This window comes from Shewanella sp. 0m-6, from assembly GCF_052977325.1.
Genome location: NZ_JBRIMD010000011.1, coordinates 124,481 through 142,771 on the forward strand (window position 1 = coordinate 124,481; position 18,291 = coordinate 142,771).

The 18,291-nt window shown below is 43.6% G+C and carries 13 protein-coding genes; 7 read left to right on the forward strand and 6 right to left on the reverse strand.

Annotation, left to right across the window (positions count from 1 at the left end; translation table 11 throughout):
• Positions 1–300: 300 nt before the first annotated feature.
• The 3 genes from ACVBJC_RS10785 (at position 301) to ACVBJC_RS10795 (ending at position 3,913) form a co-directional block, all read left to right on the forward strand.
• Positions 301–2,730 carry a 6-hydroxymethylpterin diphosphokinase MptE-like protein gene (locus ACVBJC_RS10785; protein ID WP_447161450.1) on the forward strand — a complete coding sequence of 810 codons (2,430 nt, stop codon included), beginning with the start codon at positions 301–303 and terminating at the stop codon, positions 2,728–2,730.
• A 109-nt stretch (positions 2,731–2,839) separates the two neighbouring features.
• A complete protein-coding gene (locus ACVBJC_RS10790) occupies positions 2,840–3,319 on the forward strand; it encodes a DUF2947 domain-containing protein (protein WP_447161451.1) in 480 nt (159 codons plus the stop codon).
• A 33-nt stretch (positions 3,320–3,352) separates the two neighbouring features.
• Positions 3,353–3,913: a chalcone isomerase family protein gene (locus ACVBJC_RS10795; protein ID WP_447161452.1), complete on the forward strand. Its 561-nt coding sequence runs from the start codon at positions 3,353–3,355 to the stop codon at positions 3,911–3,913.
• A 24-nt stretch (positions 3,914–3,937) separates the two neighbouring features.
• Here the strand turns inward: ACVBJC_RS10795 and ACVBJC_RS10800 are convergent, their stop codons facing one another.
• Both ACVBJC_RS10800 and ACVBJC_RS10805 read right to left on the reverse strand, forming a co-directional pair.
• Entirely contained in the window at positions 3,938–4,837 is a 900-nt protein-coding gene (locus ACVBJC_RS10800; protein ID WP_447161453.1) for an autotransporter outer membrane beta-barrel domain-containing protein, read from the reverse strand.
• A gap of 231 nt (positions 4,838–5,068) precedes the next feature.
• The gene (locus tag ACVBJC_RS10805) at positions 5,069–5,683 is read right to left on the reverse strand and encodes a TetR/AcrR family transcriptional regulator (protein ID WP_447161454.1); all 615 of its coding nucleotides are present in this window, start codon (positions 5,681–5,683) and stop codon (positions 5,069–5,071) included.
• 193 nt (positions 5,684–5,876) lie between these two features.
• Here ACVBJC_RS10805 and ACVBJC_RS10810 point away from each other — a divergent pair, with 193 nt between their 5' ends.
• Positions 5,877–6,989, forward strand: coding sequence for an efflux RND transporter periplasmic adaptor subunit (locus ACVBJC_RS10810; protein WP_447161455.1), 1,113 nt, complete (start codon positions 5,877–5,879; stop codon positions 6,987–6,989).
• Between the two features lie 5 nt (positions 6,990–6,994).
• Positions 6,995–10,087, forward strand: a complete 3,093-nt coding sequence (locus ACVBJC_RS10815; protein WP_447161456.1) for an efflux RND transporter permease subunit — start codon at positions 6,995–6,997, stop codon at positions 10,085–10,087.
• Positions 10,088–10,398: 311 nt separating this feature from the next.
• On the opposite strand, the gene ACVBJC_RS10820 is transcribed toward ACVBJC_RS10815, so the two are convergent.
• Positions 10,399–10,650, reverse strand: coding sequence for a YdcH family protein (locus ACVBJC_RS10820; protein WP_447161457.1), 252 nt, complete (start codon positions 10,648–10,650; stop codon positions 10,399–10,401).
• A 218-nt stretch (positions 10,651–10,868) separates the two neighbouring features.
• Here ACVBJC_RS10820 and ACVBJC_RS10825 point away from each other — a divergent pair, with 218 nt between their 5' ends.
• Entirely contained in the window at positions 10,869–12,872 is a 2,004-nt protein-coding gene (locus ACVBJC_RS10825; protein ID WP_447161458.1) for a methyl-accepting chemotaxis protein, read from the forward strand.
• A gap of 243 nt (positions 12,873–13,115) precedes the next feature.
• Entirely contained in the window at positions 13,116–13,688 is a 573-nt protein-coding gene (locus ACVBJC_RS10830) for a hypothetical protein (protein WP_447161459.1), read from the forward strand.
• A 505-nt stretch (positions 13,689–14,193) separates the two neighbouring features.
• Here the strand turns inward: ACVBJC_RS10830 and cydX are convergent.
• The 3 genes from cydX to ACVBJC_RS10845 are packed head-to-tail and all read right to left on the reverse strand — an operon-like array spanning position 14,194 to position 17,036.
• Entirely contained in the window at positions 14,194–14,310 is a 117-nt protein-coding gene (gene cydX / locus ACVBJC_RS10835) for a cytochrome bd-I oxidase subunit CydX (RefSeq protein ID WP_447161460.1), read from the reverse strand.
• 14 nt (positions 14,311–14,324) lie between these two features.
• On the reverse strand, positions 14,325–15,464 hold the full coding sequence (gene cydB / locus ACVBJC_RS10840; protein ID WP_447161461.1) for a cytochrome d ubiquinol oxidase subunit II: 1,140 nt from the start codon (positions 15,462–15,464) through the stop codon (positions 14,325–14,327).
• A 15-nt stretch (positions 15,465–15,479) separates the two neighbouring features.
• On the reverse strand, positions 15,480–17,036 hold the full coding sequence (locus ACVBJC_RS10845; protein WP_447161462.1) for a cytochrome ubiquinol oxidase subunit I: 1,557 nt from the start codon (positions 17,034–17,036) through the stop codon (positions 15,480–15,482).
• Positions 17,037–18,291: the final 1,255 nt, after the last annotated feature.

The window sequence follows — 18,291 nt, forward strand, 5'->3', positions numbered from 1 at the left end:
AAATATCACTGGCACCTGCTTAATTATGATTATCGCAATATGCGTGCCAAAAATAAAACCGCTAAATGCTAGTCTAATCGATTCGATCACCCCTTCACTAGCGAAAACAAACTCATCACTCAATCGAATAACTAAAATTGCTTATTTATACCACTAATTAAGCTATATCATGGCAATTTAGCACTGCTTACATAAAAATGTGGTATTAAAATTGCTTCGCCCAAGCATACCGACTTTCTAGTTGTAATGCTCGTGCTATAACGGTTTCTAAGCACTCAAGATGAATACACTGAGGACAAAATGCAAAGCGCTAATCTAAATACCTTTAATACTTTTGCGATAAGTCAGTTTAATGAATACTACTTACCTAGTGTAAACCGCCAAGCCTTTGAAAAAGTTGATTCAAAGACCCATTTTGACAAAATGTTTAAAGCGTCGTTTACACGAGAAAATCAACTCCACATTATCATAGGTCTAGATTCTGGATTACTGGCTAACTATGTTCTTGAATTAGCCTTCCCTGAAGATAGCCAATTTATATTTGTTGAACTAGAAACCGTCCTAGATGTACTCAGTGTTGATATTCCCGATGAGTTAAAACAAAAGATAACCATCTGCTCCATAAATGAATTAAACGAAGAGCTTAATTGCCGTAATAACCCCATCTTTATCACTAAAGATAAGCTCCAGGTTCATCAATCTCTAGCCGTTAAAAGTCAGCATTTACAAGAATACTCGCAGTTAAATAGCGATGTAATGAAACTTGTAAACCAAGCCAGATGTGAGCATAAAAGCTCATTTAACCAAGAAGTGTTTGTTGAACAGCAACTACTGAACCTAACCGAGAATCATATTCCGGCATCGATCCTTAAACATCGGTACCAAGGCAAAACCTGTATTGTCACTGCTGGCGGCCCCTCTTTAGACGATCATTTAGGCTGGATTAAAGCCAATAGAGACGATTTGTTCATTATTGCCGTCTCGCGTGTAGCTGCAAAACTCACTAAAGAAGGCGTTGCGCCACAAATTATTGTTTCAGTCGATCCTCAAGAATTAAGCCTAGAAGTCAACAGCGAGATGATGGCGCTACATGAAACGAGCTTATTGATCCACTCCTACCACGTATGCGCACGCATTCTGTCTCAGTGGTCTGGGCGTCACCTTTTTACAGGCACTCGATTACTTTGGGATGAAACTGACGATAAAGGCAATATTGACTCAGTTGGCCCAACGGTCACCAATGCCGCGATTGAAATAGCAGCAAAACTCGGCTTTACCCAAGTATTGTTAACCGGAGCTGATTTTTGTTATTCACAAACAGGCCATACTCATACAAGTGGAACGCTTGAGGCTAATCTTGGACCCAATATGGGGCATATCGGTGAATGGGTCGAAACCTATTCTGGAGATAAAGCCGAAACGATTTTTCAGTTAACTGAAGCAAAGAAAGCCTTAGCGTATCAAGTTAATACCCTTGATAATTGTAAAGTCATTAATTTATCAATCAATGCTGCAGTCGTTCCTAATATCGACTACCTGCCTTTAGATAACATCATTATCGAACCTGCGAACTGTTGTCATAAAACACTATTGGCCTTTGTAGACAGTTATACGGTGTCACCAACAAAACATTACCAATATTGTTTGAAACAGGTAAGCCAAGTTGTGAAGGACTTACAAGAGATAACCCAATTAGCGCAATCAGCCTTAACGCTTGTTCACAAAGCGAAAAATGCAGCCTTGCTGGAGAAAATTGAATACAAGATTAATAAGCGTCATAGTAAAATAGCGAAAGTCATCAAATTCTATGGCTACTTGGCATTTAGTCGCTTCTTATCTACCTCTGATAGCTCTAAATGGTCTCAAAGCCAGATAGAGCAGATGAGCATCGATTATTATCAAGCATTTGTGAGCGTATCAGAGCGACTGCTTACCATTATCAAACAGGCTGAAAAACGTTGTTATTCACGTCTTGCTGAACTAAACCCGCAAACTGAATTAGCCCAACTCATTAGACAGTGGCAGCAAGATAATCAACCCGGTCGAGCCTTAGTATGGGCACATCACTTACCTCGCGAGCTAACGCCTGGTGAACTTGAGGCCACTGAGCCTTTAGTTCATGAATTCAAACTGCAATTAACCGATCATCAGCGATATAAATCTAAGCTTGCCGCAGGTTACTCACTAGAAGATGTGTTCGATAAATTGGTTACCTTGGTGTTAGATAAAAACCTACAAGGTCTAGCCTTGATGGTTAACACATTAAGTACAAGAGTCACTGAAAGTGACTTAGCAAAACGCCTATACCACTTAGCAAATTCCTATTACCTAGAGTTGCAAGGTGATAGTCAGCAAGCATTATCAACCTTATTAGAGCTGAGTTCAGAGCAATTTACTGAAGTTGAATTCAAACAAATCAGTATATTAGCGCTTAGGTTAGGACAATTAGAACTTGCAGCAATCGCATTGCAACAGTTAGTCACCTTTAGTGATGATTATCTGCCTCAATATGCCCATATACTCAAGCTTCAGGGGCAAGCTCAGTTTGCTCTCAACACCTATATGGATTATTTAAATAAATATACTGACGATATTTTGGTATGGCTAAAATTAGGTTCTTTCTTGATTGAAATAGAGCAAATACAAACTGCTAAAGATGTTTTTCAGCAAGTGCTTAATCTAGACCCTACGAACCAGATAGCCGCCAATCAACTGACGAAAATCACTTAGACGAATGCGCCGCTGTCTACATTTGTTAGCTGCGGTATCTAATTCCTATACAAAGTTTTATAATCGCCTTCATTAATTTTCCTGTGATTTGGTTTTTGGAGATCATCGCTTGGCACATACTTATATTCCATTTGAACAATACAAACGTAAATGGATTTTTAATCATAAAGACCTTCCTGTTACCGATGAAGACAAGGCGCTTATTTTGCCGCTTGATCAGAAGTCATCAATGGAAGTTTGGAATAAGTGGATAAGCAACAAAAGTAGCCGCACAGAACAGTTCACTAAAGGTGACTGGGCAGCTAAAGACACTGCTTGGGTGTTAACCGAACACTGGCAAAGTGCTTGGGATAGTGAAGATCCTGCTTTACCTGAAGGTTTTAGCGAGCATTTTGATTGGGCTGACGACACCCCCGTATATTTCTGTTACGACAAGTACCAAGTGATTGAAACTCGCTGGGATGTATTTGTGCGTAACTGGAAGTCTTTCCTGTTCTTTGATGATGGTCCACTGCTGATCTCTGCAAAGCAAAAGCAGACAGCACTATTTCACCAAAATGGTCAGTTCCAGTTAGGTTCTCGTGGCTAATTGCCGGCCGTTACCTACCATTTCGAGGTTATTATGAAGTTCATTTCGACCCTATTATTAGCAACCAGTGTGTTGGTTTCATCGTCATTGCAGGCTAAAGAGGTTTCTGGCGTTCAGTTAGATGGCTCAATCAATATCGCCAGCCAAACATTGGTGCTCAATGGCGCAGGTGTGCGCAGTAAGTTCTTTATCGACTTGTATGTTGGTAGCTTATATGTGCCAACAGCCCTCGACTCTGCCCAAGCGGTACTTGATGCGCCAAGCGCTGCCGTTCGTCTTAATATCACTTCGGGTATGATCACCGCCGATAAGATGAAAGATGCCATCACCGAAGGTTTTTCTGATGCAACTGACGGCAATACCACGCCAATAGCCGCTCAAATCGAGCAATTTATGGGGCTGTTTAGCGCTGAAATTGTTGAAGGTGACCAATTTACCTTATTAGCCGATAAAGCTACCGGCGTCACCGCGTACAAAAATGGTCAAGCTCAAGCAACCATTGCGGGTGAAGACTTTCGTCAGGCATTGCTAAAGATCTGGTTAGGTAAAGAGCCTGCCCAGAACAGCTTGAAAGAAGCCATGCTGGGCCAATAGCAGCCACTTGTAGACGATAAATAGTTAAAACTTAAATGTGACATCCAGGGCGGCTGCGCCTTGGTTGTCGATATCCTCAACACTGTTTTGCGGATTGAGCTCTAACTCACCATTAAAGAAATACCCCGCATAGGCATTAACGCTTACAGAGCGCGAGATATCCCAGCCGACTCTTGCAAAGCTTACCCACTCGTCAATTTCTGCAGTATTTTGTTTATCGGCAATTAAGAAACGATTAGTGCGTTTAGATGCCCCAAGGCCGACGTTCCAATCAGATGCCAGCTGATAGCTAAGCTCTAAGCCTGCCGGTCCACTAAAACCTGCTGAGAATGGATTTCCGAGTTTCAAGTTTTCAGTGATCTGCCAGTTAACTGCAATAAACGGTACGGTTCTAACTTCATCAATATCATTCAGATACGCGACCCCAATACCTAATACATTTCCCGAGTCAAAACGATACATACCGGATAACACGGCACCATAACTTTGTGCATTACTCGATGATGCGCTGTCGGCATATGCATATTGCAACTTTGGCGCAAGCATGAACATCCAGTTTTTGTTGGGACGATAAGAGAGAGATAAACTCGCTTTGTAACGTTCAATCTTATCCCAGGTTTGAGTGCTATCTTTTAGACGTGCCGAGCGCCAATCATAATCTAAATTATCATAACCAACACCCGCACCTATCGACCACTGCTTACTGAGGCGCATATTAGCTTTAAAATCAAACATCCACTGGTCACGCTGTAACTCATTACCGTCATCACCAACAGATGCTGTGCCCGTTGTTATCCTTGAAGCACTTAATGTAAAAGGGCTCGGTCGATAAGATGATGGTTTCCCGTTCTCTTTAGCTAATACTGTTGGGGACACAATCAATGTTGATAAGGCAAGTACGCTCACTGCCAGAGGCTTTTTCATATTGCTAACTCCATTAGCTAATCATTATTCAGGCAACATGTAATAACACTAGTTCATTGCAACTCTACCTTACGATAAAGCTTAGCTACAGGATCATTTTGTATCTAATTAATCGTTTATAGCATTCGTTCATAGCATTAGTTCATCACGAGCACTCATCGCAATGGCTCGGTTATTACTAAAGCGGAACGACCCTAATAACAAAGAGCTAAAGCGCCTTGTTATTTATCCTTAACTGACTTTATAAGCCCTTAAGAACATCTCTACCGTCTCGTTAATGTACTGCTCACGTTCGGCAAGTAAATCACTCACGTCTAAGCCAAGATCAAGTCTCATACGTACCTCACCAAAAATCATCAAACAAAGGCGCACCGCGCAATGCTGAGGATGATTGAACTCATACACACCAAGTGTAGAAACCCGTGTTAAATAGTCTCGCAATAAACCTAAAATATGCTTAGGCCCCGCGCTATAGAATAACTGTGAGATCTCTGGGTGCGAGTCAGCTTGTGACACGCAAGCTTTAAAAACGGTGACAGCTTCGGGGCTGGTTATCACCTCGCCAAAGTGTTTGGCAAACAAAGATAAGCTGGCCTCTGGCGTTGATGGATCTGACAACAACTCTTGATTGACCCCATGTACTAGGCACTTAGACTCAATCGATGCAACGAAGAGATCGTCTTTACAGCCAAAATGAGAGTACACCGTTTGTTTCGAGACCCCCGCTAACTTAGCCACTTCATCCATGCTGGTATTGGGAAAACCCTGCTCGCAAAAGAGATCTTTTGCAGCCTGCAAGATCTGCTCACGCTTTTGCTCACTTCGACTCAATACTGGTGAATTCATAAAGGGCTTCACTCCTGCGGTAGGCCTTGTTGGTAAATCACTCGTGCTATTTAAGCATAAGATGGACTACCCAGTCCATTTAGTACGCAAATGGACTGGACAGTCTAGTTTTGAATCACTAGACTAGGCAGTCTAGTTTAACCAATTTTTAACCTAATGCACGAAATTGCGTTACCAATACAGGCTGAAAGTAATGAATATCAAAAGAGTTATAACTCGTCGTAAGCTGCTACTTAGCTTAGTTGTAGTCACTCTATTGCCAGCATGCCAGGACTCATCGGTCGAGCAAGCTGCTACGCCAAGTTATCAGTCTGTTAATGCAGAGGTGTTAAATCTCAGTGAGGGCTATGAATTTGTTCAAGAATTTTCAGGTACCATTCGTGCTGGTAACACCACTGGTATAGGTTTTGAACTGGCGGGGAAAATTAATACCTTAGCCGTTGATAGTGGTGACAGAGTCAAACAAGGCCAGCTACTGGCAAAACTCGATACTCGCCTGTTAATGGCTGAAAAAAATGAGTTAGATGCAAGTCTCTCGCAAAACAAAGCTGACGTAGACTTAGCTAAGGCCACATTAGACAGAAGCCTAGGCTTGCAACAACAAGGCTATGTATCAGAGCAGCAGCTTGATGAACTCAAAGGCCAACTGAGCAGTTTACTGGCAGCCAAAAACCGCTTACATGCGTCATTACTTGCTAACCAATTAAAAATTGAAAAGTCAGACTTACTCGCCCCCTTTGATGGCGTTATTAGCAAGCGAAGCCATAACTTAGGTGAGGTCATCGGTGTCGGCAGCCCAGTTTTCACCATCATAGAGCAAAATAATGTTCAGGCGTATGTAGGGGTGCCAGTCGAAATAGCCAATAACTTGGTGGCAGGTCAAGGTGTCGACTTAAGAGTCAGGCAGCAACACTACCCTGCAAGCATTGCTGGTATTGGTGCCGAGCTAAACCCAGTGACTCGCACAGTTGAAGTGAGGCTGACTCTGCCCGCTGACGCTAATGTTATTAACGGTGAGCTAAGTTACTTAAACTACGATAAAACCATCATCAATCAAGGCTATTGGGTGCCGATAAGTGCATTAACCGATGGTGTGCGCGGATTATGGAATATTTATGTCCTGACTCAAACTGATGAACCACTGTTTAGCATCGAACGTCGGGATGTTGAGATCATCTATACCGCTAAAGATAAAGCCTTTATCAATGGCGCGGTTAGCCCTAATGAACAATACGTCTCACAAGGGTTACATAAACTGGTCGCGGGTCAATTGGTCACTCGCCAAACTCAGCTCGTGACGAGGTAACGCAGATGGTTAAGTCATTAGTTGAAAATGGACGCCTAATCAGTCTGATCATAGCCCTGCTGATTGTCGCAGGCTTTGGCGCAATATCTAGCCTGCCACGTATGGAAGATCCTGAGATCACCAACCGCTTTGCATCGGTGATCACTCATTATCCTGGCGCCTCTGCCGAGCGAGTTGAAGCATTAGTTACCGAGGAACTTGAAAGTGAGCTGAGACGGCTTGAAGAGTTAAAGCTGGTGCAGTCCACATCAAGACCCGGGATCTCTGTCATCCAACTTGAATTAAAAGACAGTGTGATTGAAACCGCGCCCGTATGGTCCAGAGCACGAGATTTAATCGCCGATGCCAAAGGCCTGCTGCCCGCGTCAGCACAAAATCCCACTCTTGACGACCAACTCGGTTACGCTAATACCGCTATACTCGGTATCGTTTGGCGCGGTGGCGGCGAAGTGCGTACCGATATGCTTAACCGCTACGCTAAAGAATTGCAAAGTCAGCTACGGCTACTCAGTGGCACCGATTTTGTTAACATCTATGGCCAACCAACTGAAGAGATCTGGGTCCAGCTGGACGGTAATAAAGTTAACCAGTTAGCCCTATCAGCGCAGTCTATCGCACAAATTTTACAACTTGCCGATGCTAAGGTATCTGCAGGTGAGATCAATAACGACAACTTTCGTGCGCTCATCGAAGTCTCCGGTGAACTTGACTCGATTGCACGCATCGGCCAAGTGCCGTTAAAAGTTACCGAGAATGGGCAGATAATCCGTTTAGGTGACATTGCACACATTAGTCGTCAACCCAAAGAACCCGCCAACAGTATTGCACTCATTGATCAACAACAAGGCGTGATGGTCGCCGCAAGAATGCTCAGTAACACCCGTGTCGACCTTTGGCTTGAACAAGTTAGGCTGTCAGTTAATGAGTTACAAAGCAGTATTCCTGCCAATATCGAGATTGAATGGCTATTTGACCAAGAAGGTTACACCACAGATAGACTAAGCGATTTAGTGGGCAGCTTATTATTAGGCTTTGTGATTATCTTAGTGGTGTTGATGCTGACACTCGGACTGAGAAATGCCCTTATAGTCGCATTGTCATTGCCTCTCACCGCGCTTTTCACCTTAGCCTGTATGAAATATATTGGCCTACCAATCCACCAAATGTCGGTCACAGGTCTTGTGGTCGCACTGGGTATTATGGTCGATAACGCCATTGTGATTGTTGATGCCATCTCTCAGCGCCGCCAAAAAGGCATGGATAGTCTCAGTGCCGTGAAAGAAACCTTGCAGCACCTATGGTTACCTTTAGCTGGCTCAACCATTACCACCATGCTCGCCTTTGCGCCAATTGTGTTAATGCCTGGCGCTGCCGGTGAGTTTGTTGGCGGCATTGCTATCTCGGTCATGTTTGCCTTACTCGGCTCTTTTATTATCTCGCATACGATTATTGCAGGCCTTGCCGGCCGCTTTGGCGCTGATGGCAAAGGCACTCACTGGTATCACCACGGTATTAACTTACCCTTTATGAGCAATGCCTTTAGGCAAACATTGACGCTTGCGTTATCACGCCCTTTGCTAGCAGCTGTGGTCATCGGCGTATTACCCGTGATGGGCTTTATTGCCGCTGGCAAGATGACCGAGCAATTTTTTCCGCCATCTGACAGAGATATGTTTCAAATTGAAGTCTATCTCGCTCCGCAAGCCAGTATTAGCAATACCCGAGCGCAAGTGGCAAAAATCGATGCTAACTTACGCCAAACGGATGGCATAACTCGAATTGATTGGGTCGTCGGCGGCAATGTGCCCTCTTTCTATTACAACCTATTACAGCGCCAGCAAGGGGCGAGTAATTATGCCCAGGCTATGGTAAAAGCCCGAGATTTTGCTACCGCAAATCAGTTGATCCCTCAGCTGCAAATTTCACTCGATAAACAGTATCCAGGCGCACAAATTATTGTGCGTAAGCTCGAGCAAGGTCCACCATTTAATGCCCCTGTAGAGGTGCGTATTTTTGGCCCCAATCTTGACCAGCTTAAGCTACTTGGCGAGCAAGTTCGCAAAGCGTTATCGGATACTCAAGATGTTATCCATACCCGTGCCACCCTAAGTGCTGGGGCGCCCAAAGTCTGGTTCCAGATCAATGAAGACGCCAGCTTAATCAGCGGTCTGTCATTAACCGATATCGCTAAACAGATAGAAATGGCCACCACTGGTATTAAAGGCGGCAGTATTTTGGAGCAAACTGAATCCCTGCCGGTGCGCGTTAGATTGGGTGACAGCACCCGCGAGCAACAAACCAAACTGTCGGCTATCACGCTAGTGTCGGGTCAAGGTACTGGTATCCCGTTATCGGCGATTTCAAGCAGTCAAATTGAGGTGAGCCGCGGCGCGATCCCTAGACGTGATGGCCAGCGAGTCAACGTGATTGAAGCTTACATTACAGCTGGCGTGTTACCACAAACTGTAGTGGATAATGTGAATGCTAAACTCGACGCGATTGAGCTGCCTAGTGGCTACCGCCTAGAGCTCGGTGGTGAAAGTGCTAAACGTAATGAGGCGGTAGGCAACTTAATGTCTAATCTGGTCCTTGTGATCACTCTGCTGTTGGCCACGGTAGTATTGTCGTTCAACTCGTTTAGACTCACTGGGATCATTTTATTTAGCGCCATTCAGTCTGCAGGCTTAGGCCTACTCGCGGTATATACATTTGGTTATCCGTTTGGCTTTACAGTGATTATCGGTTTATTAGGTTTAATGGGGCTTGCGATTAATGCGGCTATCGTCATTTTAGCCGAGCTTGAAGAGGTGCCAGCCACGCGAAATGGCGATACCCACTTGATTGTCGAACTTGTCTCCAGCTGTGGCCGCCATATCGGTTCAACGACCATTACAACCATTGGTGGATTCCTGCCGTTAATCATTGCAGGAGGCGGTTTTTGGCCGCCCTTTGCCATTGCGATAGCTGGCGGAACCTTACTGACGACCTTACTTTCATTAGTATGGGTGCCAACAATGTATTACTTGATTATGCGGCCTAAGAAAGTTAAACAGCTAAGCCCAAATGCCCCGCTAGCAAGTGGCGAAGTCAGTCGTTAACGGTTTGTTCCTCGGTATTGAGCATCACTCCCTTACTCACATAAGTAATGGGAGTGGTTATATTAAGAAGAGTACTGCAAGAACGACTCATTCAAGGGCATTCAGACTGATGCTATGAGTATTCAAGTGAGATTAAAAAGAGATTTCAACACTATTCAAACACGATTTAACGGCTATAACATATAGCCGTGTAATAAGAAGTCGCTGTGGGAGCACAGCAGTTGAACATCAAAGCTAAGTTAATCTAATACACATCAAAGCTAATCATCAAAGCTAATCATCAAAGCTAATCATTAGAGCTAAGTGCACAATTAAGCTAATTTGGAGTGTGCGACTAATATCTGATAGATTTGATCCTTAAGTGCCACCCGCTCCGCCTTTAACGCCATAAAGTGCGCATCACTGGTCGGCACTTCATTTTCTTCAAAACCACGAATTTGATGATCGAGTTGATGATATCGTTTCGCTAACACGCAAAATGCTTTATTGCGGCTCTTAAGCTCAATAATCGCTGACAAGTATTCTGGAAACTCGTGGGTCAGCAAGTGGTTTTCACCCAACATATTTCTCTCCTTATTATGTATTCATTATTATGCAACCAGTAGACATTATCGTCGTTAGCTTAACGCTTAGCTAGCGATCGCAGTTATTTCACATCCTGCTTACTGTAAAGATATCTTTAGCCAATTTGTTATCAATGGTTAACTTATAGACCTGCATCAATTCTTTTTAAAAAGAATTCAATTACATTGACTTAACCCTCAGCAAAAATTGAAACTGTATGAACTATAAGAATTGGCCGATTGCTAAGCAAATTGGCATGCTTGCTTTATTACTCACCGTACTCATTTTTGGCTTTCTTGGCTGCGTTTCCTATTTAACCGCATCAGATGTGTTAAGAGATAAGGGCATTAGCGCGATGCAGGCTCAAACCAAAGGCACTGCAGATTTAATCGAGCTGCAATACGAAAGTCTATTATCGCTCGCCAAGCGTAATGCTGACGTGTTTCGCGCCATGTATCCTGGTAACTTCCATAAACCAGATAAAACGGTCCGAGTCATGGGAGTTGAAACGCCAGCGCTCAGGCATGAAAGGGAGCAAATTAACGCCTCTAAGAGTAAAGTCGACCGCTACTCTAACTTAACTGGCGGCAACGCAACCGTATTTGTTCGCGAAGGTGATAACTTTATCCGCATCTCGACTTCGTTAAAAAAGTCTGATGGTAAACGGGCATTAGCGACCTACCTTGATAAACAGCATCCTGCTTATAATGCCATGTTAAAGGGCAATGACTATGAAGGTTATGCTCAGCTGTTTGGTAAAGACTACATGACTATCTACCGCCCAATTAAAGATAGTAGTGGCAGCGTAATCGGCATTTTATACATAGGCTTCGATATCAGTGGTTCATTAGCACAATTACGCGGTGCGATTAATAAGCTCCAGTTAGAAGAGTCTGGCCACTATTTGTTAGTACGTAAATTAGACCACACCATAGTCGCTCATCCAAAGCACTCTGCTGGTAGCAAAGTCAACACTGACATCCTTGATGGGATAACCCTAGAGCAAGCTCTAACTCACCTTGGCTCGTGGGAATATACCAATAGTAAGGGAGAAACCGCTTATGCCTATACCATCGATATCCCAGGCTGGAACTGGTCGCTGATTGGGCAAGTGGATGGCGCAGAGCTTAACGAAGAAAGTGTTACCTTACTCAACATTAATATGGGCGTGTCGTTAATCGGCATGATGGTCATTACCTTGCTGTTGTCTTTGGTTCTGGTTCGAGCTCTCAAACCACTTGGAACATTACAAAATCAGCTTGAAAAGCTGGGTTCGGGCGATCTGTCCCAACACTTTGCAGCTAGCGAGGCTAACAGCAAAAATGAGGTAGATTTAATCACTAACAGTACCGCTAAGATGGCGACGAATCTCAGGGAACTTATATTAGCTTTGCAGCAGTCGGTCACCGCACTGCAAACACATTCTAACCACACTCAAGAGACCGCTCGTTTAAATGGTGAAGAAGCACAATCCTTAATGGCACAAACAGACCAAATCGCCACAGCCATCGAAGAGATGTCAGCCTCTGTACGCGATGTTGCTAACCATGCAAATGAAGGTGCGAGCATGAGCCAGCGAGTCGATGATGCAGCCAAAGGTGGGCAAGCCCTTCTTAATGACTTAGTTAATGGCCTACAAAGCCTAAGTAATCAACTGACTGATAGCCACAATAGTGTCGAAGTGGTCAATAAAGAGAGTCAAGCAATCAGCCAAGTTACCGAAGTCATTAACAGCATTGCCGAGCAGACCAACCTGCTTGCACTAAATGCAGCCATTGAAGCGGCGAGAGCGGGTGAGCAAGGTCGAGGTTTTGCCGTCGTCGCCGATGAAGTGCGCACCCTAGCGCAGCGAACTCAAACGTCTATAGCCGAGATTGGAAAAACCATTACTCAGCTGCAGTCTCAAGTGAAACTGACTGCTGGGCAGATGAACCAAAGTAATGAGCTTGGTGATGCCTCTGCCGCTCAAGGTAATGAAGCGATTGTACAGCTTATAGAGATCAACAGCAGCATTGCAGAACTCGCCACAACAGCCAGTAGTATTGCCAGTGCGACAGAGCAACAAAGTGCTGTAGCCGAAGAGATCACTCGCAATCTACATCAAATTACCGAACTTGCTAGAGACGGCGAACAACGCGCTGGAGACAGTGTCGATTCAGCTGAAAGCTTAGCTTCTATTGCCAATGAGATTAATACTAAGATCAGCGTGTTTAAGGCGTAATGTTTCAGCCAAGAGCACAATGACTCATCAATGAAGTCACAAAGGCAGCCAAGAGAGCTGCCTTTTTCTTTGTTCAAACAAGCCGAAGACACATGCTATAGCTATGATTTTAAATATATTTAACTGATTAACTGCTAGATTTTTTAACTAACAGCGTTCTATAATCCGGCCACATTCATGTATAACAGTGTTGTTTCACAATACTGTTATACAACACAACGACCATTCATATTGAGTACCTATATGTTACGCAACTTTTTCATCGTTTGTTTCATCTTGATTATGGCCGGCTGTGCCAGTCCGCAAATTAATTCGGTCCAGGGTAAGAAATTACTGATCATTGCCGGTGAAGGACTCAATACCACCTATGAAGATAGCCCCGCCGCAAATGGTTTTCTTTTTGAAGTAGGTAAAACCTTTGCCACAGATCTTGGTCATAAACTGGAAGAGTTTGGCTTTGAGTCTTATCTGTTTGTCAGCAAAGACTCGGCGACCTATAAGCAAGAGTATCAACGCGCAGTAAACCGCTTGATGACCGACGAAACCATTGATGGTGTCGCTGAAATAAAAGTGCTGCATACTAAAAATGATAAGGTTAATGAAATTGCAGTTTACGCAACGTATTTCACTACTGATCTGATGGTCAAAGGCTGCGATCTACGCACCTCTAAAAATTGTTATAGCGTCAAAGAGCTAGACAAAATAGGCGATAAAATCTATCAAATTGTCGACCAAAAAACTGAGCAGTTTAATGACACCCCCGTATCAGAAATGGTAATGGACACCTCGCTGTTTATCTATCGCGCCGAGCTATAATAATTGACTCATTGACATGTTCTGCCACTAGGCTTCGGCTGAAGCCTAGTAATCCTTTACTTTCCCTTAGCCTGTACCAGCCTTTCTTAGCACCTTCTTTTGCCGTCTCAGCTTATATTGTCTTTGCTTTACCATCTCAGCTTACCCTTAAAAGATTGATGGGCTGAGGCTCAACCTACAATAAACAAGAGTTAGGCTTTACTCCTTGCCTACCCAGCTTATACCGTTTTAGCTTACATCATCTTAGCTAGTATTATCTTAGCTCGTATCATCTTAGCTTTCCGTAAGTGAGCCAGCGAACGTTCCGTCAACCGTAAGGCCGCAGGCCGCTCCGCTTTCATCGTCTTTGCTTTCATCGTCTTTGCTTTCACCGTCTCAGCTTTCACCGTCTCAGCTTTTCCTAGCTCCTAGAACCTGCTTTCCCTAGCACCTGTTTCTACCTTCTTTAAAAACAAAAAGCCCCGCATTAGCGGGGCTCATACTTAACCATTCAACTGTTTAAAGATTAATCTTCTTTTTCAGCGTCACGGTCCATATTCTCAGTCGTTTCAAGCCATAGAGCATTGATAATACCGAAAGAACAGGCTAACAATACGCCTAAAATCCAAGCAAAATACCACATAATCTAGGCTCCTATTAGTAAAGTGAGGTCTTGTTCTTTTCGATGAAGTCGCGAGATAAACGACCAAACATCTTCAAGTAAGTCCAAACAGTGTAGCTAAGTACAATCGGTACAAAGATGATTGCAGCCCATGTCATCACGGTTAGTGACATCTCACTCGCTGTCGAATCCCACATAGTCAAACTGACGTTTGGCTCTAGTGAAGATGGCATAACGAATGGGAACATTGCTGCGCCACACGTTAGAATAACCGCTGCAATACCTACTGAGCTAAAGAAGAACGCAAAACCTGAACGGTTAATGCGGCTACATAGCAATACTAAAATAGGCATAAGTAGGCCAATCACTGGGAACGCCATAGTCAGTGGATACTTATCGTAGTTCACTAACCAAGCGCCTGCTTCAACAGCAACTGTTTTAAGGGTTGGGTCAGAAACGCCATACGTGTCGATAGCTGAAGTAATCACGTAACCGTCAATACCATTCACTAACCACACACCCGCAGCGCCGAAGAATACGAATAGTGCTACAGATAGCAACTGCGACATCTTAGCAGCGCGTTCGCGTAGCTCGCCTTCTGTCTTCATTTGTAGCCAGGTTGAGCCCTGTAGCATAAACATGCTCACGCTCACTAGGCCAGCTAGAATACCAAAGCCATTTAGTAAACCGAAGAAACCGCCGTGGTATGTCGCACGCAAGTATTCGTCAAAGTTAAACGGAACACCTTGTAGCAAGTTACCAAACGCAACACCGATGATTAGTGGCGGAACAAAACCACCCACAAACAGTGCCCAGTCCCAAGACTTACGCCATCTTGGATCTTCAATCTTTGAACGGTAGTCAAAACCTACAGGGCGTAGGAATAATGCAAACAGTGTTAACATCATTGCCACGTAGAAACCTGAGAAAGACACGCCGTAGACCATAGGCCAAGCTGCGAACAATGCACCACCCGCGGTGATCAACCAAACTTGGTTACCATCCCAATGCGGTGCAATAGAGTTAATCATGATACGGCGATCAGTGTCGTCTTTACCGATAATCGGTAATAAGGCACCCACACCCATATCGAAGCCATCTGTGACAGCGAATCCGATGAAAAGCACACCAATCAGTGCCCACCAGATAAATCTTAACATTTCATAATCAAACATAATCAGATCTCCAGTTTAGGCATCAAGCTTTTCAAAGTGATAGCGACCCGTCTTCAAACAGCTTGGGCCAATACGCGCGAACTTAATCATTAGATAAAGCTCAATCACTAGTAAGATTGAATAAAATAGCGTGATAGAAATAATACTGAACATTAAATCGCCTACAGACAAGCTAGAGGCTGACATAAATGTCGGCAGTACTTCAGAAATCGTCCAAGGTTGACGGCCGTACTCAGCCACAAACCAACCACACTCAATCGCAATCCACGGTAGTGGTAAGCTGTAAAGTGCCGCTTTAAGAACCCATTTCTTCTCTTCGATTTGATGACGCGTGCTCTGCCAAAATGCAGCAGCAAACACTAATAACATCACCATACCGGCACCAACCATGACACGGAAAGACCAGAACATAGGTGCTACGTTTGGAATCGAGTCATTAGCCGCGGCTTTGATTTGCTCTTCTGTTGCGTCAGTCACTTTGTCAGTGTAACGCTTCAGTAGTAAGCCATAACCTAGGTCAACTTTAGCGTCTTCAAATGCCGCTCTAACTTCAGGCGTTTCATTACCGTTACGCAATTGCTCAAGCAGACCGTATGCAACCATACCGTTACGAATACGCACTTCATGCTCTGCAATTAAGTCCTTGATACCCGTTACTTGCTCATCAAGTGAACGAGTGGCAATGATACCCATAGCATAAGGAATTTTGATTGCGTAATCAGTGTGCTGGGTTTCCTGATTAGGGAAACCTACTGCAGTAAAGGCTGCTGGAGCAGGCTCAGTGTGCCACTCAGCTTCAATTGCTGCTAACTTAACACGTTGTACTTCACCCACCTTGTAGCCTGACTCGTCACCAAGAACGATTACAGACAAGATAGATGCCATACCGAAACTTGCAGCAATCGCAAACGAGCGACGTGCAAATGGTAAGTCACGCTTCTTCAAGATGTAGTAAGCACTGATTGCTAGAACGAACATCGCACCGGCAACATAACCTGACGCTACAGTGTGAACAAACTTCACCTGCGCAACTGGGTTAAAGAGTACTTCGCCCCAGCTGGTCATTTCCATACGCATGGTTTCGTAGTTGAATGTGCTACCCACTGGGTTTTGCATCCAGCCGTTAGCCACTAAGATCCACAATGCTGACATGTTAGAACCTAGCGCAACTAACCAGGTTACCGCCAAATGTTGGCGTTTACTGAAACGATCCCAACCGAAGAAGAACATACCGACTAAGGTAGACTCTAGGAAGAACGCCATTAGGCCTTCGATAGCAAGTGGAGCACCAAAGATGTCACCGACGTAGTGCGAATAGTATGACCAGTTAGTTCCGAACTGGAACTCCATCGCCAAACCAGTTGCAACGCCAAGTGCAAAGTTGATACCGAATAACTTACCCCAGAACTTGGTCATATCTTTATAGATTTGCTTATTGGTCATCACATAAAGTGATTCCATAATGGCTAGCAAGAATGCTAACCCCAAGGTCAAGGGAACAAATAGGAAGTGATACATGGCTGTCATCGCAAACTGAAAACGCGACAGCTCAACAACCTCTTCTAAAATCATTTGTGACTCCTTAGGTGGTGCGTCAAATCACTTTCGTTAGATCCCCATCAACGAGAGTGACTGCCTATATAGGAATATTAATGCAGTAAAATAGTTAGGTTTTATTACAAAACCCCAACTTCAACCGCGCTTCGTTGTTTAATTCATAAATTTTGTATTTTAAAGCCAAAAACACTAGCAAGCCCACGCTTGCGATCACATTTTTAATGGCCGTTGTGACTTCCTTCTCGAAAACGCAAATAAAGAATAAACAAATTAGTTAATATCAGTCACTTGCAATACGAAATAAGGTTATCCGCAGTGTTTTTATACCATTCAAAATTGATTCAAATCAATCAAAGCATTCGGTTTCAACGGGTTTTGAGGTGAAGCACACAGTTCCACCATGAAGACCGTTGACAGCATAAAACACTCATGATAGGAGCGATTCAAAAGTGAACAAAGTAGACAGTTTTAGCTAATAAGCAGTTATTTCACACCTAACCTTGCAAAACACCATTCCTTAACAAACCCAGCAACAGTAATCATAGTGCAAATAGGTAATGCAAAAATTGAATTTCTACAGTAAAGCCATTTAAAACAACGCCTTACAAAAAATCCTGCGGAAATTGATTTCAAGACCTACATTTTCGGATAAGTTTTAATAATGTCAAAGTGTAATTTTTCTCGTTTGATCAAAAATTAGACCTCGCCTAAAATGAGCACCAAGTTAAGGAGACAGTCTGATTAACCCGGTGATGTAGCCCGGTAAAGACTTACTCCGCTTATTATTATCAATCTTGGTGGAGATACCATTATGACAAAATTATTCGAGCGTCTAGTTGTTAGCTATCAGCGTGTTTTCGTTGAACTTTATACTTCTAGAGAGCTATAAACACTGCTTTCTAATGCAAGATTTATCTTGAAGTTTTGTTAGCGCAAAGCGGCCCTCCTTAGTAATAAGGGGGGCTTTTTTATGCTTCACTCATTATTCTCGTACCTCATCGAAAAAAGCCCACTACTTTCAAAGACTACTAATAACCTCTGCTTATCGATAAAGCTGCTCTGACTAGGCCAAAACACATTAAATTAGTATTCCATGATTGACTAAACAACCACTAATCTCTTGTTTAGTCAATCTTGTTTACTAAAACACTTACCCATCAAAAATTTCATATAAAAAAAAGCCCCTAAATATTAGTAATGCCGTTCACTTAAGGTGAACGGCATTTTTATTTTTGGCATACCGTTGAGGCCTTGGTTTTACTGTTCTGGG